Raw genomic sequence first — 20,001 nt, 5'->3', positions numbered from 1 at the left:
ACCGCCATGACCGACCCCTTCCTGGCCGAGATCCGCATCGTCGGCTTCAACTTCGCGCCGAGCGGCTGGGCCACCTGCGACGGTCAGCTCATCCCGATCAGCCAGAACACCGCCCTCTTCTCCCTGCTCGGCACCTTCTACGGCGGCGACGGCAGGTCTACGTTCGCGCTGCCCAACCTTGCCGGGTCAGCGCCCATGCACCCCGGGCAAGGTCCCGGCCTGACGCCGCGCGACCTCGGTGAGGTCGGCGGCGAGCCCAACGTGACGCTCATCCAGGGCGAGATGCCCGTCCACAACCATGGGGTGGCGGCGTCGCAGGCCGAGGGTGGCGACCGCAGTCCCGCAGCCAGCCTGCCCGCCGCCGAGGCAGGCGGCATCAACTCGTACGCGCCGCCCGGCGCCCCCGCCCAGATGGCGCCCACCATGACGGGTGCGGCAGGTGGGAACCTGCCGCACAACAACCTGCAGCCGTCCCTGGTGGTGACCTTCGTCATCGCGCTGCAGGGCATCTTCCCGCAGCGGCCCTGAGGTGGCCGGAGAGCGTATGCCGTCCGCCCCCGACGTGAGGTCGCCGGCCGTCACGCTGCGCCGCGCGACCGACGACGACCGCGAGCTCCTCCGTGCCGTCTACCGATCCACGCGTGAGCCCGAGCTCGCGATGGTGCCGTGGGACGAGGCGACCAAGGCCGCCTTCGTCGCGCAGCAGTTCGAGGCGCAGGACCGTGCGTGGTCGCGTCAGCGTCCCGAGGCCGTGCGCGACGTCGTGCTCGTCGACGGTGTGCCGGCCGGACGGCTCTACGTCGACCGCACCGTCGACGAGATCCGGGTCGTCGACATCACCCTGCTGCCCGAGCACCGTGGTCGTGGCGTGGGGGAGGCGCTGCTCGAGCCGGTGCTGGCCGAGGGTGACCGCGACGGTCTGCCCGTGACGATCCACGTCGAGCGACACAACCCGGCGCTGCGGCTCTACGCCCGCCTCGGCTTCGAGGTCGTCGACGACCTCGGGGTCTACCTCTTCCTCCGCCGTCCGGCCCGTCAGCCGAAGACGGCCTCGTAGCGGTGCCGGCCGTCGGCACCCGGGCCGATGGGCACGAGGAAGAGGTCGAAGCCGCCGAGCACATCGTGCTCCAAACGGTGCATGCCTTGTGCCGACGGGGGATTCGGGCCGCCCGCGAAGGTCAGGGTGAACGGCTCCCGCGTCGGCCCGCCGGCGGGCCTGCGGCTGACCTCCGCGAGGACGACCGAGAAGCCGCCTCCGCCTCCGCCGTCGCCGTCCCCTGAGCCGGACACGGCAAACGCGGACCCGACGTGCGGCTCGAAGTCGCCCGCCCCGACCCCGGCGAGGTCGAGCGTCACAGGCGGTTCACCACGGCGGTCCACGTCTTGCCCGTCGGGCCGGGCACGAGGTGGAGCGGCGTCGTCGTGAAGCCGGATCGGCTGACGCCGTAGGTGTCCTCGCGCGAGCCCGTCGTCGAGGTGAAGTGCAGCGCGTAGCGCCGGTCGGAGCCCGGCGTCCCGGGCAGGTCGTTGACAGCGGACAACCGGCCGGTCCAGGCCGACGTCGCCGACTTCGCCGAGAAGGAGGTGCCGACCAGGGCGGTCCATCGCGACCGGCTCAGCAGGTCGACCGGGGCCTTGGCTGCCGCTGCGGTGCCGGCACCTGCCGCCGTCACAGCTGTGGCCACTGCGGCTGCGGGAACGGCCTGAAGCACTCGTCGACGACTGATCACGACCATGTCCGTACGCCTCTCGACACCCCCGCGGCGCCGGGGCTCTCCGGCACCCTCGCATCATCCCGCGCGGGCGTGCGTGCGTCAGCCGAACGGCATACGCCATCGGGCCATTCGGCAGGTGGCGAGCAGAGAGGCGCCGGGCCGGGTGCGCCCGCTTCTTGAGCGCCACCCGGCCCGGTCAAAGGTGGCCGCTCACCCCGCGGCCTGGGCCCCGACGAGGTCATCCGTCTCGTCGGGGGGTCTGGGGGTGTCCGGCGGGGAGTCGGGTGCGGAGACGGGCGCGGCGTCGGACGGGCGGCGCTCGGCGAGACCGGCCATGCCCCACCGCACCGCCGCCGTGCCGAGGTGCCCGAGCGGTCGCGCCACGAGCGTCGAGACGACGCCGGGCAGCGGGATGCCGAGCATCTCGCGGGCCCACCCGGGCAGCAGGGACACGCCGCCGGAGGCGAGGGTCCCGTAACCGGGGCGGGCGTAGAAGGGCAGCGGGGGATCGAGCAGCAGGAAGCGTGCGGCCTCGCGTGCGGCCGGTGACGACTCGAGCTCGGGGCGGTAGGAGGCGAGGACGGTCCGCAGCTCGGCGACCGAGGTCGGCGGGTCGACGACGCCGAGGCGCCCGGCGGGGATGCCGGCCTGCGCGACGTAGACGTCGGCCTCGGCATCGGTCAGCGGCTCGTCGCCGAAGGTCTGGTAGCCCCGGAGGAAGGAGTCGATCTCGGCGGCATGCACCCACATGAGCAGGTGCGGGTCGTCGGCGCGGTAGGGCCGGCCGAGGTGGTCCTTGCCGCGCACCCGCTCGTGGATCGAGCGGACCATCGCGATGGCCTCCTCGGCGTGCTCGACCGTGCCGAAGGTCGTCGTCGCGAGGTAGTGGCTCGTGCGCTGGAGGCGCCCCCACGGGTCGCTCTTGTAGCCGCTGTGGCCGGCGACCCCGGCCATCGCCATCGGGTGCAGCATCTGCAGGAGCAGCGACGTGACGCCGGCCGGGAACATCGAGGCGTCGGCGTGCACGCGCCAGACCGGGTCCTCGGGGGTGAACCACCGCTCGCCCTCCGCACCCCAGATCCGCTGCGCACGGTCGGGCGCGTCATCGCCCGCGACCTTGCTGCGCAGCATGAGGCCGAGCCGGCGCTGGACCAGCCGGGCACCTGCGGTGTGGCTCATGGTCGAGACCATAACCACAGGTCAGCGGCGTGCGGAAACGACCTGTCCACCCTTTGTCCGCGTCAGCCCAGGGTGATGCGGATGCCGGCGCGTGGACCACGCGGTCGGACCCGGTCGGTGACCGCCGCGACGGCGTCGCCCAGACGGGCCATGAGGTACTTGCGGCCGATGGCGCGCTTGACCGCGGCGACGCCCTCCGGGCTGCGGTCGACGACGGCCGTGCCGGCATACGTCGGGGCCCCGTCGGGCACGCGACCACGCATGTCGCACGGCCGCAGCTCGACCCGCGAGGTGTGTGCGAGGCGCTTGAGCTTGCCGCTCGGGTCGACGGTGACGACGACGAGCTCACCCGCGTCACGCGAGATCCACACGGCCGACGACACCGGGACCCCCGTCCGGCGGAACGTCGTCAGCGACACGTAGCGGTTGGCGTTGACGACGTCGAGGTCGTCCGGCATGGGGCTCACGCCGCCAGCGTATGCCGTGTGGTCGCCCGTGGACGCACGCCGGCACGGTGCCGAGCCGGCGCCTCAGACGAGCGTGCGGACCACCGCGACCACGCCGATGGTGAGGGCCGTCCCCGCCATCAGAGCCGCAGTCGTCGTGGCGGTCGCACCACCGCGACCCGGGCGACGTGCCAGGACGGTGGCCGTCGTCGTGAAGGCCGCGAGGAGCAGTGCGAGGTTCATGAGGTTGGCCGCGTCACCACGTCGCTGCGAGGAGTCGACGGCCTCGTGCTGGGCGGCGAGGAGCGCGTCGTAGTCGGCCGGTTCGGACGTGACCATCGCGACGACGGCGGGCGGGACCCCGTCGGACTCGCTCGGCGGCGCCGTCATCGCCGTCGCGACCTGCGCCCACGTGGACGCCGCTGCGGCGTCGGCGCTCGCGAGCTCTGACTGACCCGGCACGTCGTCGCCCACGGCGACGAACTGCCTTGCGAGGGAGAGCATCCCGAGCTGCACCTGCTGGTGCTGGCTCCGGAGCGCGAACGAGCTGAAGAGCTGGCTCGCGAGCAGTGAGCCCGTGATCGTCGTCGCCCGCCGTGACGACTCAGCATCGTCGCGAGCCGACCCGCTCGAGAGCACGAGCTGCGCCGCCGTCAGGACCGGGAGCAGCAGCCACGCGACGAGGGCCACGCCTGCGGCCACCCGCTGGGCACGCGTCCGCTCCTGCCACGGCTGGGGGACGAGCCCGACGTCCTCGCCGTCGCCGGGGGACGAGCCGCCGGACGCCGACCTCGCCGTCGACCCCGCCGCCGGGTCCGCCTGCGGTCGGTGCCGGTTGCCAGCGGTGCGCAGGACGACGAACGCGGCCGCGGCGACCACCGACAGGGCAGCCAGGCGCAACGCCCACGCCGCTCGCTCGTCGCCGTCGGCCACGGCGTCCTCGACGCCTTGCGGGTCGGCCCCGGCGGTGGTGAGCGCGTCCGCGAGACGGGTGCTCACGGCATACCCGTGGTCGGCCCGCTCGTAGTCGGCGGACAGCAAGGAGCTGCCGGCCTGCTGCAGCCCGGCCCGGAGCTCACCGGCGGCCTTGCGCAGCGTCGCGGCCTCCGCGGCCGCCAGCCGGCTGCCCGGGGTGGCGAGACCCTGCGAGGTGACCGTGTCGGACGCGTCCTGGAAGGCATCGGCTCGCACCTCGAGCAGCGCGAGGTCGAGCGCGACCGGCGCCTGGTCCTGGTAGAGGTGACGCAGCTCCTCGACGGTGAGCGCCATCGAGCGCGTCTCGAGTCGGGTCGACTGCAGCCAGTCGCCACTCGCCTGGGCGGCGAGCCAGGTGCCCGCAGCCAGAAGCGCGGCGATGAGGACGGAGACGACGACCTGCGCCGGGTTCGAGCGGACCCGGGCAGCCCAGTCGTGCAGGCGTGCTGCGGCACGTTCGGTCAGCGCGTCGTCGCCGCTCACCGTGGTGGCTCCTGCGTCACCGGCTCGTAGGTCACGGCCCCGAACTTCCCCACGAGGACGAGGTCCTCGCCCTGCCTCGACCACGAGTAGGTCTCCGGCGACAGGTCATCGAGCGGGCGGCCGTCGTAGCTGCCCGAGGGCGAGTCCGGGTCGTGCAGCGTCTGCACGCCACCCTGGGGCTTCAGCGTCAGCGTCGAGCCGGTCACCTCGACGACCCCCTTGGTGCCGATGGCGAACTCGAAGGTGCCGCTCGACCGCGACTGCATGAGCACCTCGGCCCGCTCGAACCGGCCGTCGGGCCGGAAGGTGTAGAGCACCTCGGCCGACCCCTGGTCGAGGCTCTGCCACGTGCCCTCCAGCTGACCCAGGGTGGAGGTCGGGGTGGAGGTCGTGGAGGGCGGCGTGGACACCGGTCGCGGTGCTGGGGTGTGCGTGACCGTCACGGTCGTCAGCGTCGGCGTGGCACCCGACTGTCTCGCCGAGGAGCACGCCGCGAGCGACAGCGGGGCCGACGCCACCACGCTGAGTGCGAGCACCGCGGTCCAGCGCCACCTCGTGCGGTCCGGCGGGTTCGTGGTCATGTGGTCGTCCATGGGCTCGGGCATCGGCTCGCCCTCCTCGTGCCGGGCACCTCGTCGGTGCCTCTTTGCGCCTCTTCCCATCGGACGTGGCGGCCGGGGCCGGTGATACATCCGGCCGCCGGCCGGTCTCGCGGGGTGCCCGTGCGCACAATGGGCCATGGCGCTCGCGCTCTGCCTCCTGCTCGACCGCAGGTCGGACCGCGCCGTCCGCGCGCTCTGGGAGCGGCTCGAGGCGGACGGCATACCGACGCTGCTCACCCACACCCACGGTCACCACGTGCCCCACCTGTCGTATGCCGTCCTGCTGGCCTGGGAGCGCGAGGCGGTCCGCTGCGCCGTGGCCGGGCTGGGCGACGGTGGGCCGGTGGAGGTGTCGGTGCAGGGCACGGTGGTCTTCCCCCGAGGGCGCGTGGCGCTCGCCGGGTCGGCCTCCGTCGATCTCGCGACGCGGCAGGCCCGGGTGGTCGAGGCGCTGCGCGACACTGGAGCGACGATCCACCGGCACTACGAGCCTGGCCACTGGATGCCGCACGTGTCCGCGACGACCGGCGTTCCGGGCTCGCACCTGCAGGGCGTCGTCGACGCCGTGTCGGACCGGCTGCCGCTGACCCTCCGGTGCGACCGGGCCGCCCTCATCGACACGACGGACGGCACGACGTGGGAGCTGCCCGCCGTGCCGTGAGTGCTGTGGTCGTCACCGCTGAGTACGGGGGCCCAGTATCGATCGGCCCGCCCGTGGCTCTTCTCCCCGACCAACCAACCTTCGGGGAAAGACACACGATCATGCGCATCAGCTTCACGCCCGCCGAGAACGGCTTCGCCTTCAGCAACGGCTTCACCAACCACGTGCTCCGCATCCCGGCCGTCGGCGTCGACATCACCACCCGCGGCCGCTGTGGCGGCATGGCGGCCGCCGCCATGGACTACTGGTACGCCGGCCTGGCCATGTCGACGAACGGCACTCTCCCGCAAGACGGCTCGCTCGTCGGCGACTACGTCTACGCCCGGCTCATGGACACCTTCGTCGACAACGGCCTGAAGTTCGTCCAGTACGCCACGAGCCTCGACCACCCGACCTGGCTGCGCGGCAAGGGCGTCGCCCGGATGACCCGCGAGGACGAGCTGCCGAAGCTCAAGGCGCGGCTCAACTCGGGACAGCCCGTGCTCCTCGGCCTGACCCAGGCCCGCTCGGTGACCGAGCTCGGCAACGACCACCAGGTCGTCGCCTACGGCTGGGAGCAGGACAGCCGCTACACCTACGTCCTCGTCTACGACAACAACAACCCGGGCCAGGAGGTCCGGCTCAGGCTCACCACCGTCGACGACCCGGCCGAGCGGGCCATCACCGGGAGCAACGGCAAGACGTGGCGCGGCCTCTTCGTCGAGAGCTACACCCGCAAGGTCCCGAGCTACCTCGCCGACGGTCGCGTCATCCACGACTCCACCGACCCGCGCATCATGGTGATCCGCGGTGGCGGGCAGTTCTGGGTGCCGTCACCGGCCGAGTTCGACGCGTGCGGGCTCCGTTGGGACGCGGTCGTGTCCGCCAAGTCGGGCTCGATGGCGCACGTCGCGACCCACCCGGGCAACGGCACGCTCGTCCGCGAGCGCGGCACCGACCCGATCCACGTCGTCTACGGAGGCAAGGCCTTCTGGATCCCGTCGCCCGAGGTCTTCGAAGGGCTGGGACTCGACTGGGGGAAGGTCCGCGAGATCCCGCAGGGCACGCTCGCCGGACTGCGCTCGATGCCGCTCGACCGGACGTTGCTGCGTGAGCGGTCGGCCGACCCGGTGTGGCTCGTCGACGGCGGACGCCTCCGGCACGTCACGAGCCAGGCCGTCATGGACCGGCTCGGCCTCGAGTGGGGCTGCGTGCGTGTCGTGCCCGACGGGGCCCTCGCGGGTCTCGCGACGGGAACGCCGATCACCTGAGGAAGGCCGACCGGCGGCCGGCGACCGGTGGCCGGCGGCCGGCGGCCGGCGGGACTAGTCACCGGTGGTCCTTTTGCACCATGGTGCGCCATTTCGACGACGTGCGCCGACACCGGCGTGTCACTCTGTCTCGGTCGCTCCTGCGCGGGACACTCGTTCTCAGGAAAGACCGAGACTTCGACGGTTGGCCCGTTGTGGTACGTGAACCGTCACTGGTGGCCCGGCATCGCGAACGCGAGCCGGGCTCCAACACATTTTGGGGGAGGGTGGCGCGGATCTCGCGGCCCGACAACGGTTTCCGGACTACCGTGAGAGGCATGAGGCGCCTGGTCGCACCAGTGGTCGTCGGCGCCGCGGTCGTGACCGTGGTGACGCTGCGCTGGTCGGCCCTGCACTGGGGCGCCACCACCGAGGAGACGCGTGAGCACCTGCCGGGTGACGAGATCCTCCCGGTCGCCGGCCTCGTCGCCACTCGTTCCATCACGGTCCAGGCCCCGCCCGAGGACGTGTGGCCCTGGGTCGTGCAGCTGGGCGCCGACCGCGGCGGCTTCTACAGCTACGACCGTCTCGAGAACCTCGCCGGGTGCCGGGTGCACAGTGCGGAGAACGTCGTCGAGGAGTGGCAGCACCTCGAGGCCGGCGACGTCGTCCGCCTCCACCCGCAGGTCGCGCTCGCCGTCGCGTCGGTCGACCCCGGACGGTCGCTCGTGCTCCACGCGGCACCCACCATGCCGGGCGACCCGGGGGCGGCGCCCTACGACTTCACGTGGTCGTTCGTCCTGCGCCGCCACCCGCACCTCGCGACCCGGCTCATCACCCGCGAGCGCTTCGCCTACACGCACCGGTGGTCCCCGCTCCTCGTCGAGCCGGTGTCGGCCGCGAGCTCGCTGATGAGCCAGAAGATGCTGCGCGGCATCCGTGACCGCGCCGAGCGCGCGGCCGAGTCGTCGGGCCGCGCGCCCGTCGTGTGACGGCGGGACTCAGGTGGCCGAGCCTGTGCCGGTGCGCACGTTCCACGTCGCCGAGATGGTCTCGCCGACCCCACCGGTCGCACTCTGGAGGAAGAGCGTGTACTTGATGATCGCGAACGCCAGCGAGAGCGATTCGAAGGGGGGCCCTTCTGACGCGGACGACTGGTAGGAGATGACGGCGACGTCCTTGAGCTCGAGCTCGAGGAACTTTCTCGGCGTGTCCCCGCCGGTCATGCCCTGGAGCACGGCCGTCGACACGTGCTTGCCATTCATGGTCCGAAGGAAGAGAAGCGGACTGGCGGAACCGAACTGTGTCGACAGATTGAGATTGCTGATGCTGGCCTTGCTCGACGACCAGCCCGATCCCGAGACGGCAGACGAGTTCGAGGCTCCCCAGGAGTAGCTCTCCACGTCGATCCACGCGAGGTGCCGCTCATCGACACTGTCCCCGGGGATCCCATCGAGCTGGAGGAAGTAGGAACCTCCGGAGACGCCCGCCAGCGCGGCGACCGTGTCCATCGACGGGAGGGCGGCAGCCGAGGCCGCTTCGGTGCCACCGAGCGCGATGGCGCTGGTGAGGCCACCGAGGCCGAGGGCCCCGGTCTTGAGAGCCCCGCGGCGGGTGGTGGTGAATGCATCGTTGCCGTCGACCATGACTGCCTCACATCGATCAGGTGGCCCTGATTGGCCACGGACTCCGATCGTGGCGCGAAAATGGTTGAGGCGCAGTCAAACTCAACATCCGGGGAGTTGGTGATGTGGCCGATGTCAGCGCATGTCGACCGATGTCAGGACAGCACCTCCGGGACCACCACCCGGCGCCCGCGGGCGAAGTAGGCGAGCGGGCCCACGAAGTTGATCGCGATGATCGCGGCCCACTTCGCCTTGCTCCCCGCGACCTCGCTCGCCGGCCGGCGAGCCAGGTCGGCCCAGGCCGTCGCCGCCAGGGACAGCTGGATGCACCCCGCCACGAGGATCGCCGTCTGCTGACCACTCGTCAGGTCCGACCACTTCTTCTTCTGTGCCATGACCCCTCCTCGGGGACTCTCGCGCTCTCGGTGCAGGACTCGGTGCAGGACTCTCGGTGCAGGAACGACGCTCAGCGAAGGATGGCCCGGAAGGCATCGAGGAGGATCTCGAGCTCCATCTCCCCGATGACGAGCGGGGGAGCGATGCGCACCGTCGAGCCGTGCGTGTCCTTGACGAGGACACCGTGCTCGAGCAGGCGGTGCGACGCCTCGCGCCCGGTCATGAGCCGCGGGTCGATGTCGACGCCGGCCCACAGACCGCGGCAGCGCACCGCGTCCACGCCGTGTCCGAGCAGCTCGCGCAGCCCGGTCTCGAGCAGCGCCCCGAGCCGCCGCGCCCGTTGCTGGAACTCACCGGTCGACAGCAGGCCGACGACTGCCTGGCCGACCGCGGCCGCGAGCGGGTTGCCGCCGAACGTCGACCCGTGGCTGCCCGGGGTGAAGACACCGAGCACGTCACGGTCCGCGACGACCGCCGACACCGGGACGATGCCGCCGCCGAGCGCCTTGCCGAGCACGTAGAGGTCGGGGACGACGCCCTCGACGTCACAGGCGAAGGTCGTGCCGGTGCGGCCGAGCCCCGACTGGATCTCGTCGGCCACCATGAGCACGGTGCGCTCCCGGGTGAGGGTGCGCACGTCGCGCAGCCACCCCTCGGGCGGGATGATGACGCCGCCCTCCCCCTGGATCGGCTCGAGCAGCACCGCGACGGTGTCGTCGGTGATGGCCGCCTCGAGGGCCTCGAGGTCGCCGAACGGCACCATGTCGAAGCCCGGTGTGTAGGGGCCGTAGTGGTCGTGGGCGAGCGGGTCGTCGGAGAAGCTGATGATCGTCGTCGTGCGGCCGTGGAAGTTGCCGGCCATGACGACGATCCGGGCTCGGCCGTCGGGCACGCCCTTGACCTCGTAGCCCCACCTCCGGGCGGTCTTGATCGCGGTCTCGACGGCCTCGGCGCCGGTGTTCATCGGCAGCACGAGCTCCTTGCCGGCGAGCGTCGCGAGGTCGCGACAGAAGGGGCCGAGCCGGTCGCTGTGGAAGGCGCGGCTCGTCAGGGTCAGCCGGTCGAGCTGCGACCGGGCAGCAGCGACGAGTGTCGGGTGGAGGTGCCCGAAGTTGAGCGCCGAGTAGCCGGCGAGGGCATCGAGATAGCGGCGTCCCTCGACGTCCGTGACCCACGCGCCCTCGGCGTGCGCGATGACGACGGGCAGCGGGCTGTAGTTGTTGGCCACCCAGCTCTGCGCCAGCGAGACGTGCTCGTGGGTGGTGGTGCGGGGACCCGGGGCCGGGCCGGTCTGCTCGCTGGCCCCGGTTCGTGCGGCCGTGTTGCTCACCCCTCGATCGTGGCACTGCGCCGCCCGTGCGGCACCGGAATGTGAGGTGATCCGCCTCTCGGACGGCCGCCGGCCGCGAACCCCGGTGGGACACTGGCAGAGGCGGGTCCCGCAGCCAGGACTACCCGCGGTGGGGTGTGTCGGTCACGTCGGTGACCCAGCCATGGAGATGGTCATGAGCGCCCCCAGCACGCCTGTCCCGACCCGCGCCGCTCCTGAAGCCGCCGGCGAGGTCGCCCCACGGACGCGAGTCGTCATCCTCGGCGCGGCTGGACGCGACTTCCACGACTTCAACGTCGTGTTCCGCGACGACCCGGCCTACGAGGTCGTCGCCTTCACCGCGACGCAGATCCCCGACATCGACGGCCGTCGCTACCCGCCGCAGCTCGCGGGATCCCTGTATCCGCAAGGCATCCCGATCGTCACGGAGTCCGAGCTGACCGATCTCGTCGAGCGCGAGCACGTCGACGTCGTCGTCTTCGCCTACTCCGACGTGCGGCACGAGCAGGTCATGCACCTGGCGTCCCGGTGCATCGCCGCCGGCGCCGACTTCCGGCTCCACAGCGCGCGGCGCACGATGCTGCGCAGCACGAAGCCCGTCGTGGCCGTGACGGCCGTGCGCACGGGCGTCGGCAAGAGCCAGACGACCCGCTACCTCGCGCGGATGCTCATCGACCTCGGCCTGCGCGTCGTCGCGATCCGGCACCCGATGCCCTACGGCGACCTCGCCGCCCAGGCGTGCCAGCGCTTCGCGACGTATGCCGACCTCGACCTCCACGACTGCACCATCGAGGAGCGCGAGGAGTACGAGCCGCACCTCGACGCGGGCGTCGTCGTCTACGCGGGCGTCGACTACGAGCGGATCCTGCGCGAGGCCGAGCAGGAGGCCGACGTGATCCTCTGGGACGGCGGCAACAACGACCTGCCCTTCTACGTCCCCGACCTCCACGTCGTGCTCGCCGACCCGCTGCGACCGGGTGACGAGGCGGCCTACCACCCGGGCGAGGCCAACGTCCGGATGGCCGACGTCGTCGTCATCGCCAAGTGCGACTCGGCACGGACGGCCGACATCGAGGCCGTCGAGGCGTCCGTGCGTGACCTCAACCCCGGCGCCACGGTGCTGCGCGCCGACAGCCCTGTCACCGTTGACGATCCGGCCGCCGTCCACGGTCGCCGAGTCATCGTCGTCGAGGACGGCCCGACGCTGACGCACGGGTCGATGACCTACGGCGCCGGCGTGGTCGGCGCCCGCGCGGCCGGTGCCGCCCTGCTCGTCGACCCGACCCCGTATGCCGTGGGGTCCATCGCCGCGACCTACGCGAAGTACCCGAACGCGCGGGGTGTCCTGCCGGCCATGGGCTACGGAGCGGAGCAGGTGCGCGACCTCGAGGCGACGATCCGGGCCGCGGTCGACGCGGGGGAGTGCGACGCCGTCGTCAGCGGCACGCCCATCGACCTCACCCGGGTGCTGTCGGTCCCGGCGCCCCTCGTGCGGGCCCGTTACGAGCTGCGGGAGGTCGTGCCCGGAGGCCTTGCCGCCGCAGTGCGGACCGCACTGCCGCTCGACGTCCTCACCGTCCTCGGCGCCCACGCGGGCGCCTCGTTCGCCGGGAGCGCGTCATGACCACGCCGACCGAGCACCTGCCCTCCGACTCGCGCGACCACCACACCGGCCACCAGCTCGACCCGCCTGCCCCTGCGCCCGTGGGGGGCCGCCGCGGCGCATCCTTCGGCTCGCTGGTCGTCAGCCTCGTCATGCTCGTGCTCGTCAACGTCTGGCCCGGCTGGGAGGCCGTGCCGTTCCTCACCGCCCGCACGGTCCTCGTCATCGGGGCGGTCAACGCCTCGATCATCGCCCGGGCGATCGCCGACCTCGTCAACGTCGTCGTCGACCGGCCGCGCCCTCGGGCGTTCGGCGACATCATCTCCATCGGCTTCGGCCTCATCGCCATCACCCAGGTCTGGCAGGTCTTCCCGCTCGACGTCATCGGCACCGGCTGGGAGGTCGTCGCGCGCGTGCTGCTCGCCATCGGCTTCGTGGGCAGCCTCGTCGGGATCGTCGAAGCCATCGTCAGACTCGTCACCGGCCGCTTCCCGAGGATGTGATCGCCATGACCTCCACCACGCCCACCGGCCCGGCCCCCGTCAGCCCCGACCCGATCGCCAGCCCGGTCGCTCCGCCCGACCGGACGCATCCGGCCAGCCGGCACCTCGTCGCGCTCATCATCGGGTGCCTCCTCATCCTGCCCGGCCTGGGCCTGCTCCTCGGCGGCGCCGGCCTCGCGGTCACGTATGCCGTCGGACGGGACGACGCGGGCTACCTGTCCCTGACGCTCCCCGCCCTCACCAGCCAGTCGCCGGCGATCACGGCGGAGGACATCGTCGTCGAGACCGGTCCCGACGTGCCGTCCTGGGTGCTCGACCGGCTCGACGTCGACCTGAGGCTCACCGCACGCCCGCTCGTGTCCGGGCGCGAGGTCTTCCTCGGCGTCGCACCCGCCAGCAGCCTCACGGCATACCTCAAGGGCGTCGCGCACGAACAGGTCGTCGGCATCGCCGGCGGCCGGAACGGGAGCGCGTGCGCGCAGGCTTCCTCCTGCCCGTCGCCCTGCTCATGCTCGGGATCGGCCTCGTCGTGACCGGGATCGCCGTCGCGCTCGTCGTCCGTGGTGCGAGCGGCAGCAGGCCCTCCGCGAGCGGCACCGCGACGCCGCCCGCATCGTCGACTGGCCCTTCGACGACCGCGGCGCCGATGACCGCGGCACCGCTGGTCGGGGCACCCGTGTCGCAGCTGCCGCACCCCCGTGCGGTGAGTCCGGTCGCGCTCGACGCGCGTCTCGACGAGCCACTCTCGCGGTGGCTGTGGCTGGTCAAGTGGTTCCTCGCGATCCCGCACTACGTCGTGCTCGGCTTCCTGTGGTTCGCGTTCATGGTCGTCAGCGTCATCGCGTTCTTCGCGATCCTCTTCACCGGGCGCTACCCACGCGGGCTCTTCGAGTTCAACCTGGGCGTCCTGCGCTGGACGTGGCGCGTGTCCTACTACGCCAGCAGCGGAGGCCTCGGCACCGACCGCTACCCGCCGTTCAGCCTCCAGGCCGAGCCGGAGTACCCGGCACGGCTCGACATCGCCTATCCCGAGCGGCTCTCGCGCGGCCTCGTCCTCGTCAAGTGGTGGCTGCTCGCCATCCCGCACTACCTCATCGTCGGCCTGCTCGTCGGTGGCGGATCGTGGGCGTGGACGTGGGCGCGGGACATCGACGGGAGCTCCCGCCTCAACGTGCTGAGCGGTGGCCTCCTCGGCCTCCTCGTCCTCGTCGCGGGCCTCTCGCTCCTCTTCGCGGGTCACTACCCGCGGGCGCTCTTCGACCTCGTCGCCGGACTCAACCGCTGGGTCTACCGCGTCGTCGCGTATGCCGCGCTCATGACGGACGTCTACCCGCCGTTCCAGCTCGACGAGGGCGGCGCCGAGGTGCCGCTCCCGCCGCCCACGCTCCCGCCGCCCACGCTCCCGCCGCCGGTGGCCGACGACCGGGTCGGGCCGCCACCTCAGGCCAGGTAGACGACGTCTCCCGGCGGGGTCAGGGCCGGCGGCGCGGTCGTGACAGCGCCAGCCCGAGACCCGCCACGGCGACGATCGGTCCGATGACCGCCCACAGGGTCACGCCCGACATGGCGCTGCCGCTGACGTAACCGAGCCCCTGCAGGGTCCACAGCGTGCCGACGAGCAGCACGAGGACGCCGACGATGACGCGCACGGGACGACTCATGACAGGACCCGCAGACCGGTAAGCATGTCCTGACGCTACGTCCCCGCGACCCGTCACGTCACCACTCGCTCGCCGAGAACGCCCCACGGTCGTATGCCGTCCGGTGACCCCTGCGTCACTGTTGCACCCCGTGCAGCACTGACGTAGCGAACGGGGCGGGTCGGGCGCNNGTTGCACCCCGTGCAGCACTGACGTAGCGAGCGGAGCGGGTCCGGCGGCTCGTCCTACGTCACCGACCCGGCGGGTCAGGCCTTGGCGGGCAGGTGCGCGTCGAGCCAGTCGACGAGCTCGACCTCGACCTCGTCGCGGTTCGTCTCGTTGAGGATCTCGTGCCGGGCCCCGGGCCAGAGCGTGAGCGTCACGTCCTGCACCCCGACCTCGCGGAACCGGTCGGCGACCTCGCGCGGGCCCTTGCCGTCCTCGCCGACCTGGCACCGGTCCCCGGAGGCGAGATGGATCGGGAGGTCCTTGGGCACGCGGGATGCCGACCGGTCGGTGTTGACGTCGGCGAGGCCTCGGACCATGTCGGCGAGCCCACCCGTGCTCATGATGAAGCCGCAGTCGGGATCGGCGACGTACTTGTCGACCTCCGCGGTGTCGCGCGAGAGCCAGTCGAAGTCGGTCCGGGTCGGCTTGAAGGCGGCGTTGAACCGACCGAACGACATCGAGTTCAGCAGGGTGCTGACGTGGTCGTGACCTCGCACCCTGGCCTGTGCGCTGGCGATCGCCAGGCCGACCTTCCCGATGGCGCCGGCGCCCCCGGCGGTCCCGAGGAGCACGAGACCGGCGAGCTCGGAGCCGAAGCGCGCGGCGTAGGACCGCGAGAGGAACGAGCCCATGCTCATCCCGATGAGGAAGACGGGGAGGTCCGGGTGCTCCTCCCGGGCCTTCTCGGTGACCGCGTGGAGGTCGTCGACGACGCTCTGCCACCCGTCCTTCGGAGCGAAGACCCCTCGCGCGCCGGACGTGCGCCCGTGCCCACGGTGGTCCGACGCGTACACGGCATACCCTCCCGCGGTCAGGCGCTCGGCGAACCGGGCATAGCGCCCCGAGTACTCGGCCAGGCCGTGCGCGATCTGCACGATCGCCTTGGGGTCGCCCTCGGGCAGCCAGCGGTTGACGAAGACGTCGGTGCCGTCGGGCGTGGTGACCGTGAAGGTGCTGCTCTGCATGGATCGTCCTCGATCTCGCGTCGGTCTGGCTCTCGAGCGGCAGCGTATGCCGTCACCGAGGTGCCGGGGGAGGGTCCGCTCACGACGTGGTTCGGGCAACCGCGTCGCCCGTCCGTATTGCCCGTTTCGCCGGACCGGATCACAGAAAACCACAGAAACGGGTGCCCGAGTCTATTTACTTCACGCCGAACCGGTGGTTTCCTTGTGTCACGAGCCCGACAGGGCACGATGGGCAACGACACAGGACGAGGGAGTCCGATGTACGCAGCGGAGCGGCAGCAGCGGATCATCGCTGAAGCACGTCGTGCGGGCCGGGTCGAGGTGACCGCCCTCGCCGACTCCCTCGGGGTCGCCGCCGAGACGGTGCGCCGCGACCTCACCGCCCTCGAGCGCCGCGGCTCCCTCCGCCGGGTCCACGGCGGCGCGATCCCCGTCGAGCGCCTCGAGGTCGAGCCGACGCTCGCCACCCGCTCCGGCCGGCTCGCCGAGGTCAAGCGCCGCATCGCCGCCCGCGCCCTCGACGAGCTGCCCAGCGGCGGCAGCATCATCCTCGACGGCGGGTCGACCACCCTCGCCGTCGCCGAGATGCTCCCGCCCGACCTCGACCTCACCGTCCTCACCAACAGCCTCGCCGCGGCCACGGTCCTCTCGACCCACCCCGGCATCAAGCTCTACCTCCTCGGCGGACGCGTCCGCGGCACGACCGGTGCCGCGGTCGGCGACTGGGCGACGGGCGCACTGTCCGACGTCGTCGTCGACGTCGCGATCATCGGCACCAACGGCCTCTCGGTCGCCCGCGGCCTCACGACGCCCGACCAGTCCGAGTCCCTCGTCAAGCGCGCCATGGTGGGCGCCGCCCGCAAGTGCGTGGTCCTCACCGACTCGAGCAAGGCCGGCGACGACCACCTCCACCGATTCGCCCAGCTCGCCGACGTCGACGTCGTCATCACCGACACCGACCTCGACGACGACGTCGCCGCCGAGATCCGTGCGGCCGGACCGGAAGTGGTGACCGCATGATCGTCACGCTCACACCCAACCCGAGCATCGACCGCGCCGTCCTCATCGACGCGCTCCGTCGGGGCGAGGTGCACCGCGCCACGAGCAGCCGCATCGACCCGGGCGGCAAGGGCGTCAACGTCTCCCGCGCCCTGGCCGCGCAGGGCGGCCCGACCGTCGCCGTGCTGCCGAGCGGAGGTCCCGAGGGCCACCTGCTCGAGGAGCTGCTCGACGCCGCCGGGGTCGGCTACGTGTCCGTGCCGGTCGACGGCTCGGTCCGCATGAACATCAGCGTCCTCGAGCCCGACGGCACGACGACCAAGCTCAACGAGCCCGGCCCCGACCTGTCCGCCGCCGAGGTCGAGGCGCTGCTCACGACCACCCTCGAGCGCGCCGACGGCGCGCAGTGGGCCGTCGGCTGCGGCAGCCTCCCGCCCGGCGCCTCGACCGACCTGTATGCCGGCCTCGTCAGCCGGGTGCGCGAGCGCGGCGGACGTGTCGCCATCGACTCGTCCGGCGCACCGTTCGCCGCCGCCGTCGCCGCGAAGCCGCACCTCATCAAGCCCAACCACGAGGAGCTCGCCGAGCTCGTCGAGCACGACCTGCCCACCCTGGGCCACGTCCGCGACGCAGCCCGTGAGCTCGTCGCCGGCGGCATCGACGTCGTGGCCGTCAGCCTCGGCGGCGACGGCGCCCTGCTCGTGACCGCCGACGAGTGCGCCCATGCACGCGCGACGATCACGGCACCCCTGTCCACCGTGGGCGCCGGCGACTGCATGCTCGCCGGCCTGCTCCACGGCCTGTCCACCGGCCTCGACCCGGCGGACGCCCTCATGACGGGGGTGACGTGGGGCGCCGCGGCGGTCACCCTCCCCGGAAGCCGCGTGCCCGCACCCGAGGACCTCGACGGCATACGCGCTGTGCTGACCCGCGAGCCCGACTTCGACCGCGTCCTGTCCTGACGCGCCCACCCACGCCGAACACCTCGATCGTCCAGATCCTCCGAAAGGAAATCCCATGTCCCTGATCACCGAAGACCAGGTCGTCCTCGACCTCGTCGGTGCCGACCGCCACGAGGCGACTCGGAGGCTCGGCGAGCGCCTCGTCGCGTCCGGCCGGTGCACCGACCTCGACGCCTTCTTGGGCGATGTGCGCAAGCGCGAGGAGACGATGGCGACCGGCCTGCCCGGCGGCATCGGCATCCCGCACGCCCGCAGCGCCGCCATCACCGAGCCCTCGCTCGTCTTCGGCCGCTCCGGTGACGGCATCGACTGGGGCGCCAAGGACGGCCCGGCGACGCTCGTCTTCCTCATCGCGGCCCCCGAGGCCGGCGGCGACGCGCACATGCAGATGCTGCCCAAGCTCGCCCGCGCCCTCATGAAGAAGGACTTCAAGGCCGCGCTCGCCGCCGCGACGACGGAGGCCGAGGTCGTGCGCATCGTCAGCGCCGAGGTCGAGCTCGACCAGCCGGCCGCTGCTCCCGCGGCAGCCGCCGCCGGGGCGGACACCACGGGCGCGGCAGCGCCGGCCGCCAAGCGCGCGCTCAACCTCGTCGGCGTCACCTCGTGCCCGACCGGCATCGCCCACACCTACATGGCGGCCGAGGGCCTCGAGAACGCCGCGAAGGCGGCCGGGCACACGATGAAGGTCGAGACACAGGGATCCGCGGGCTCGACGCCGCTCAGCGCGGCCGAGATCGCCGCCGCCGACGCCGTGATCTTCGCCCACGACCTGCCCGTCAAGGACGCCGGCCGCTTCGCCGGCAAGCCCCTCGTCGACGTCGGCGTCAAGAAGGGCATCTCCGACGGCCCGGCGCTCGTGACCCAGGCCGAGCAGCTCGTCACCGAGTGGGACGCCGACCCGAGCAAGCGCGAGGCCGCCGTCGCTGCTGCCGCTGCCGCTGGTCCGTCCGGTGGCCTGACCTCGAAGGTCGAGAGCGGCGCGAGCACCGGCACGAAGATCCGCCAGTGGCTGATGACCGGTGTCTCCTACATGATCCCGTTCGTCGCAGCCGGCGGCATCCTCATCGCCCTGTCGTTCATGCTCGCCCAGATCGCCCTCGGTGAGCAGGGGCCCATCGAGATCGTCAAGTACGGCCTGACGGCCGAGGGCAAGTACAACATCACCCAGAGCTTCAGCGCCTTCAGCCTCGAGTCGTGGGCCGGCCTGCTCTTCGTCATCGGCGGCGCCTCGTTCGGCTTCCTCGTCCCGATCCTCTCCGGCTTCATCGCCTTCGCGATCGCCGACCGCCCCGGCCTCGTGCCCGGCATCGTCGGTGGCTCCATCGCCGCGACGATGGGCGCCGGCTTCCTCGGCGGCCTCGCCACCGGTTTCCTCGCCGGCTTCGTCGCCCGCTGGATCGCCCACTGGAAGGTGGCCAAGGGGGTCCGCGGCGTCATGCCGGTGGTCGTCATCCCGCTGCTGTCGACCCTGATCACGGCAGGCCTGTTCATCACCGTGCTCGGCCGTCCGATCAAGGCCCTCAGCGACGCGCTGACGAGCGGCCTGAACAACATGAGCGGCTCGAGCGCCCTGCTGCTCGGCATCGTGCTCGGCGCGATGATGGGCTTCGACCTCGGTGGCCCGGTCAACAAGGCGGCCTACTTCTTCGCCACCGCGGGCCTGGCCACGGCCGGCACGGTGGCCGACGCTCCCCAGCTGAAGATCATGGCGGCCGTCATGGCCGCCGGCATGGTCGCGCCGCTCGCCATGGCCCTGGCCACGACGATCCGCCCGCACCTCTTCTCCGAGCCCGAGCGTGAGAACGGCAAGGCCGCCTGGCTGCTCGGCGCCTCGTTCATCTCCGAGGGAGCCATTCCGTTCGCCGCGGCCGACCCGGTGCGCATCATCACCTCCTCCGTGATCGGCTCCGCCGTCACGGGTGGCCTCGTGATGATGTTCGGCGCGACGCTCCGGGCCCCGCACGGAGGCATCTGGGTGCTGCCGCTCATCGGCAACTTCCTGCTCTTCCTGCTCGCCCTCGTCATCGGCGTCCTCGTCATGACGGCCATCGTGGTCAGCCTGAAGTCCCGCGACACGCACCTTGCCGAGGTCGACGCGAGCGCTACGGTCTGATCAGGGCGTGAGCTCGATCGCCGTCTGATCCACATCGACAGCACGACCACTCTGAATCCATAGAAGGAGCACGTCCATGGCAACCCGCACCGTCACCATCGCCTCCTCGGTGGGCCTCCACGCCCGCCCGGCCGCCCTCTTCGTCGAGGCGGCGAGCGCGTCCGGGCTCGACGTCGAGATCGCCAAGCCCGGCGAGGACCCGGTCGACGCGACGAGCATCCTCGGCGTCATGGCCCTCGGGGCCAGGCACGGCGAGGAGGTCGTCCTGACGGCCGACGGCGACGGTGCCGACGAGACGCTCGACTCGCTCGTCGAGCTCCTGTCTCGCGACCTCGACGCGGAATAAC

Annotated in this window: 24 protein-coding genes; 13 read left to right on the top strand and 11 right to left on the bottom strand. The window is 72.1% G+C overall.

The features are described 5' to 3' along the window. Window positions 1-6 precede the first annotated feature (6 nt). Both ASG96_RS18155 and ASG96_RS18150 read left to right on the top strand, forming a co-directional pair. Window positions 7-528: a phage tail protein gene (locus tag ASG96_RS18155; protein WP_056750703.1), complete on the top strand. Its 522-nt coding sequence runs from the start codon at window positions 7-9 to the stop codon at window positions 526-528. Window positions 529-544: 16 nt separating this feature from the next. Beyond that, on the top strand, window positions 545-1,057 hold the full coding sequence (locus ASG96_RS18150) for a GNAT family N-acetyltransferase (protein ID WP_057588819.1): 513 nt from the start codon (window positions 545-547) through the stop codon (window positions 1,055-1,057). Here the strand turns inward: ASG96_RS18150 and ASG96_RS18145 are convergent. The 6 genes from ASG96_RS18145 to ASG96_RS18120 all read right to left on the bottom strand — a co-directional run bounded on the left by ASG96_RS18145 (window position 1,036) and on the right by ASG96_RS18120 (window position 5,403). Next, window positions 1,036-1,356 (bottom strand): hypothetical protein, encoded by a 321-nt coding sequence (locus tag ASG96_RS18145; protein WP_057588818.1) that lies wholly within the window; start codon window positions 1,354-1,356, stop codon window positions 1,036-1,038. The genes ASG96_RS18150 and ASG96_RS18145 overlap by 22 nt on opposite strands. Continuing rightward, window positions 1,353-1,736, bottom strand: coding sequence for a hypothetical protein (locus tag ASG96_RS18140; protein ID WP_235509219.1), 384 nt, complete (start codon window positions 1,734-1,736; stop codon window positions 1,353-1,355). Before ASG96_RS18140 ends, ASG96_RS18145 begins: the two co-directional genes overlap by 4 nt. Before the next feature lie 189 nt (window positions 1,737-1,925). Further along, the gene (locus ASG96_RS18135) at window positions 1,926-2,894 is read right to left on the bottom strand and encodes an oxygenase MpaB family protein (protein ID WP_057588868.1); all 969 of its coding nucleotides are present in this window, start codon (window positions 2,892-2,894) and stop codon (window positions 1,926-1,928) included. 62 nt (window positions 2,895-2,956) lie between these two features. Further along, window positions 2,957-3,352, bottom strand: a complete 396-nt coding sequence (locus ASG96_RS18130) for a PPOX class F420-dependent oxidoreductase (protein WP_057588816.1) — start codon at window positions 3,350-3,352, stop codon at window positions 2,957-2,959. 72 nt (window positions 3,353-3,424) lie between these two features. After that, window positions 3,425-4,798 (bottom strand): hypothetical protein, encoded by a 1,374-nt coding sequence (locus ASG96_RS18125; protein WP_057588815.1) that lies wholly within the window; start codon window positions 4,796-4,798, stop codon window positions 3,425-3,427. Further along, window positions 4,795-5,403, bottom strand: coding sequence for a hypothetical protein (locus ASG96_RS18120; protein ID WP_056750720.1), 609 nt, complete (start codon window positions 5,401-5,403; stop codon window positions 4,795-4,797). Before ASG96_RS18120 ends, ASG96_RS18125 begins: the two co-directional genes overlap by 4 nt. A 133-nt stretch (window positions 5,404-5,536) precedes the next feature. Here ASG96_RS18120 and ASG96_RS18115 point away from each other — a divergent pair, with 133 nt between their 5' ends. The 3 genes from ASG96_RS18115 (at window position 5,537) to ASG96_RS18105 (ending at window position 8,282) form a co-directional block, all read left to right on the top strand. Next, window positions 5,537-6,061 carry a 2'-5' RNA ligase family protein gene (locus ASG96_RS18115; protein WP_057588814.1) on the top strand — a complete coding sequence of 175 codons (525 nt, stop codon included), beginning with the start codon at window positions 5,537-5,539 and terminating at the stop codon, window positions 6,059-6,061. A 101-nt stretch (window positions 6,062-6,162) separates the two neighbouring features. Continuing rightward, the gene (locus ASG96_RS18110; protein ID WP_057588813.1) at window positions 6,163-7,311 is read left to right on the top strand and encodes a hypothetical protein; all 1,149 of its coding nucleotides are present in this window, start codon (window positions 6,163-6,165) and stop codon (window positions 7,309-7,311) included. 317 nt (window positions 7,312-7,628) lie between these two features. Further along, window positions 7,629-8,282: a hypothetical protein gene (locus ASG96_RS18105; RefSeq protein WP_082591865.1), complete on the top strand. Its 654-nt coding sequence runs from the start codon at window positions 7,629-7,631 to the stop codon at window positions 8,280-8,282. A 9-nt stretch (window positions 8,283-8,291) separates the two neighbouring features. Here ASG96_RS18105 and ASG96_RS18100 read toward each other — a convergent pair whose 3' ends face one another. The 3 genes from ASG96_RS18100 to rocD all read right to left on the bottom strand — a co-directional run bounded on the left by ASG96_RS18100 (window position 8,292) and on the right by rocD (window position 10,641). Then, window positions 8,292-8,936: a type VI secretion system tube protein Hcp gene (locus ASG96_RS18100; protein WP_056750734.1), complete on the bottom strand. Its 645-nt coding sequence runs from the start codon at window positions 8,934-8,936 to the stop codon at window positions 8,292-8,294. A gap of 134 nt (window positions 8,937-9,070) precedes the next feature. Beyond that, on the bottom strand, window positions 9,071-9,310 hold the full coding sequence (locus ASG96_RS18095) for a PLDc N-terminal domain-containing protein (protein ID WP_057588811.1): 240 nt from the start codon (window positions 9,308-9,310) through the stop codon (window positions 9,071-9,073). Between the two features lie 71 nt (window positions 9,311-9,381). Then, window positions 9,382-10,641 carry an ornithine--oxo-acid transaminase gene (gene rocD, locus ASG96_RS18090; RefSeq protein ID WP_057588810.1) on the bottom strand — a complete coding sequence of 420 codons (1,260 nt, stop codon included), beginning with the start codon at window positions 10,639-10,641 and terminating at the stop codon, window positions 9,382-9,384. Between the two features lie 175 nt (window positions 10,642-10,816). Here rocD and ASG96_RS18085 point away from each other — a divergent pair, with 175 nt between their 5' ends. From ASG96_RS18085 to ASG96_RS18070, 4 genes are read left to right on the top strand one after another with little or no spacing between them, the layout of a single operon-like run. Continuing rightward, window positions 10,817-12,265, top strand: coding sequence for a cyclic 2,3-diphosphoglycerate synthase (locus tag ASG96_RS18085; protein ID WP_235509218.1), 1,449 nt, complete (start codon window positions 10,817-10,819; stop codon window positions 12,263-12,265). Next, entirely contained in the window at window positions 12,262-12,747 is a 486-nt protein-coding gene (locus ASG96_RS18080) for a hypothetical protein (RefSeq protein WP_056750746.1), read from the top strand. Before ASG96_RS18085 ends, ASG96_RS18080 begins: the two co-directional genes overlap by 4 nt. A 5-nt stretch (window positions 12,748-12,752) precedes the next feature. Continuing rightward, window positions 12,753-13,280, top strand: coding sequence for a hypothetical protein (locus tag ASG96_RS18075; protein WP_157610986.1), 528 nt, complete (start codon window positions 12,753-12,755; stop codon window positions 13,278-13,280). Then, window positions 13,220-14,200, top strand: coding sequence for a DUF4389 domain-containing protein (locus tag ASG96_RS18070; RefSeq protein WP_200962715.1), 981 nt, complete (start codon window positions 13,220-13,222; stop codon window positions 14,198-14,200). The genes ASG96_RS18075 and ASG96_RS18070 overlap by 61 nt, the downstream gene beginning before the upstream one ends. A 19-nt stretch (window positions 14,201-14,219) precedes the next feature. Here the strand turns inward: ASG96_RS18070 and ASG96_RS18065 are convergent, their stop codons facing one another. Together ASG96_RS18065 and ASG96_RS18060 are read right to left on the bottom strand one after the other, a co-directional pair. Next, the gene (locus ASG96_RS18065; RefSeq protein ID WP_056750752.1) at window positions 14,220-14,408 is read right to left on the bottom strand and encodes a hypothetical protein; all 189 of its coding nucleotides are present in this window, start codon (window positions 14,406-14,408) and stop codon (window positions 14,220-14,222) included. 245 nt (window positions 14,409-14,653) lie between these two features. Then, window positions 14,654-15,580 carry an alpha/beta hydrolase gene (locus ASG96_RS18060; protein WP_056750755.1) on the bottom strand — a complete coding sequence of 309 codons (927 nt, stop codon included), beginning with the start codon at window positions 15,578-15,580 and terminating at the stop codon, window positions 14,654-14,656. A gap of 258 nt (window positions 15,581-15,838) precedes the next feature. Here ASG96_RS18060 and ASG96_RS18055 point away from each other — a divergent pair, with 258 nt between their 5' ends. The 4 genes from ASG96_RS18055 (at window position 15,839) to ASG96_RS18040 (ending at window position 20,000) form a co-directional block, all read left to right on the top strand. Continuing rightward, window positions 15,839-16,600, top strand: coding sequence for a DeoR/GlpR family DNA-binding transcription regulator (locus tag ASG96_RS18055; RefSeq protein ID WP_056750758.1), 762 nt, complete (start codon window positions 15,839-15,841; stop codon window positions 16,598-16,600). Further along, complete coding sequence (gene pfkB, locus ASG96_RS18050) at window positions 16,597-17,541, top strand: 1-phosphofructokinase (RefSeq protein ID WP_056750763.1); 945 nt, start codon at window positions 16,597-16,599, stop codon at window positions 17,539-17,541. Before ASG96_RS18055 ends, pfkB begins: the two co-directional genes overlap by 4 nt. 55 nt (window positions 17,542-17,596) lie before the next feature. Then, window positions 17,597-19,654: a fructose-specific PTS transporter subunit EIIC gene (locus tag ASG96_RS18045; protein ID WP_057588807.1), complete on the top strand. Its 2,058-nt coding sequence runs from the start codon at window positions 17,597-17,599 to the stop codon at window positions 19,652-19,654. Window positions 19,655-19,730: 76 nt separating this feature from the next. Next, a complete protein-coding gene (locus ASG96_RS18040; RefSeq protein WP_056750769.1) occupies window positions 19,731-20,000 on the top strand; it encodes an HPr family phosphocarrier protein in 270 nt (89 codons plus the stop codon). Window position 20,001 lies beyond the last annotated feature (1 nt).

This window comes from Terrabacter sp. Soil810 (assembly GCF_001429645.1).
GTDB lineage: Bacteria > Actinomycetota > Actinomycetes > Actinomycetales > Dermatophilaceae > Terrabacter.
The sequence above is the reverse complement of the archived record's forward strand: the minus strand, read 5'-3'. Positions and strand labels throughout refer to the sequence as shown.

Coding starts and splice junctions, on each gene's coding strand:
- ASG96_RS18155 (WP_056750703.1), top strand. CDS start 7: ATGACCGACCCCTTCCTGGCCGAGATCCGCATCGTCGGCTTCAACTTC.
- ASG96_RS18150 (WP_057588819.1), top strand. CDS start 545: ATGCCGTCCGCCCCCGACGTGAGGTCGCCGGCCGTCACGCTGCGCCGC.
- ASG96_RS18140 (WP_235509219.1), bottom strand. CDS start 1,736: ATGGTCGTGATCAGTCGTCGACGAGTGCTTCAGGCCGTTCCCGCAGCC.
- ASG96_RS18135 (WP_057588868.1), bottom strand. CDS start 2,894: ATGAGCCACACCGCAGGTGCCCGGCTGGTCCAGCGCCGGCTCGGCCTC.
- ASG96_RS18130 (WP_057588816.1), bottom strand. CDS start 3,352: ATGCCGGACGACCTCGACGTCGTCAACGCCAACCGCTACGTGTCGCTG.
- ASG96_RS18120 (WP_056750720.1), bottom strand. CDS start 5,403: ATGCCCGAGCCCATGGACGACCACATGACCACGAACCCGCCGGACCGC.
- ASG96_RS18115 (WP_057588814.1), top strand. CDS start 5,537: ATGGCGCTCGCGCTCTGCCTCCTGCTCGACCGCAGGTCGGACCGCGCC.
- ASG96_RS18110 (WP_057588813.1), top strand. CDS start 6,163: ATGCGCATCAGCTTCACGCCCGCCGAGAACGGCTTCGCCTTCAGCAAC.
- ASG96_RS18105 (WP_082591865.1), top strand. CDS start 7,629: ATGAGGCGCCTGGTCGCACCAGTGGTCGTCGGCGCCGCGGTCGTGACC.
- ASG96_RS18100 (WP_056750734.1), bottom strand. CDS start 8,936: ATGGTCGACGGCAACGATGCATTCACCACCACCCGCCGCGGGGCTCTC.
- ASG96_RS18095 (WP_057588811.1), bottom strand. CDS start 9,310: ATGGCACAGAAGAAGAAGTGGTCGGACCTGACGAGTGGTCAGCAGACG.
- ASG96_RS18085 (WP_235509218.1), top strand. CDS start 10,817: ATGAGCGCCCCCAGCACGCCTGTCCCGACCCGCGCCGCTCCTGAAGCC.
- ASG96_RS18080 (WP_056750746.1), top strand. CDS start 12,262: ATGACCACGCCGACCGAGCACCTGCCCTCCGACTCGCGCGACCACCAC.
- ASG96_RS18075 (WP_157610986.1), top strand. CDS start 12,753: ATGACCTCCACCACGCCCACCGGCCCGGCCCCCGTCAGCCCCGACCCG.
- ASG96_RS18065 (WP_056750752.1), bottom strand. CDS start 14,408: ATGAGTCGTCCCGTGCGCGTCATCGTCGGCGTCCTCGTGCTGCTCGTC.
- ASG96_RS18060 (WP_056750755.1), bottom strand. CDS start 15,580: ATGCAGAGCAGCACCTTCACGGTCACCACGCCCGACGGCACCGACGTC.
- ASG96_RS18055 (WP_056750758.1), top strand. CDS start 15,839: ATGTACGCAGCGGAGCGGCAGCAGCGGATCATCGCTGAAGCACGTCGT.
- pfkB (WP_056750763.1), top strand. CDS start 16,597: ATGATCGTCACGCTCACACCCAACCCGAGCATCGACCGCGCCGTCCTC.
- ASG96_RS18045 (WP_057588807.1), top strand. CDS start 17,597: ATGTCCCTGATCACCGAAGACCAGGTCGTCCTCGACCTCGTCGGTGCC.
- ASG96_RS18040 (WP_056750769.1), top strand. CDS start 19,731: ATGGCAACCCGCACCGTCACCATCGCCTCCTCGGTGGGCCTCCACGCC.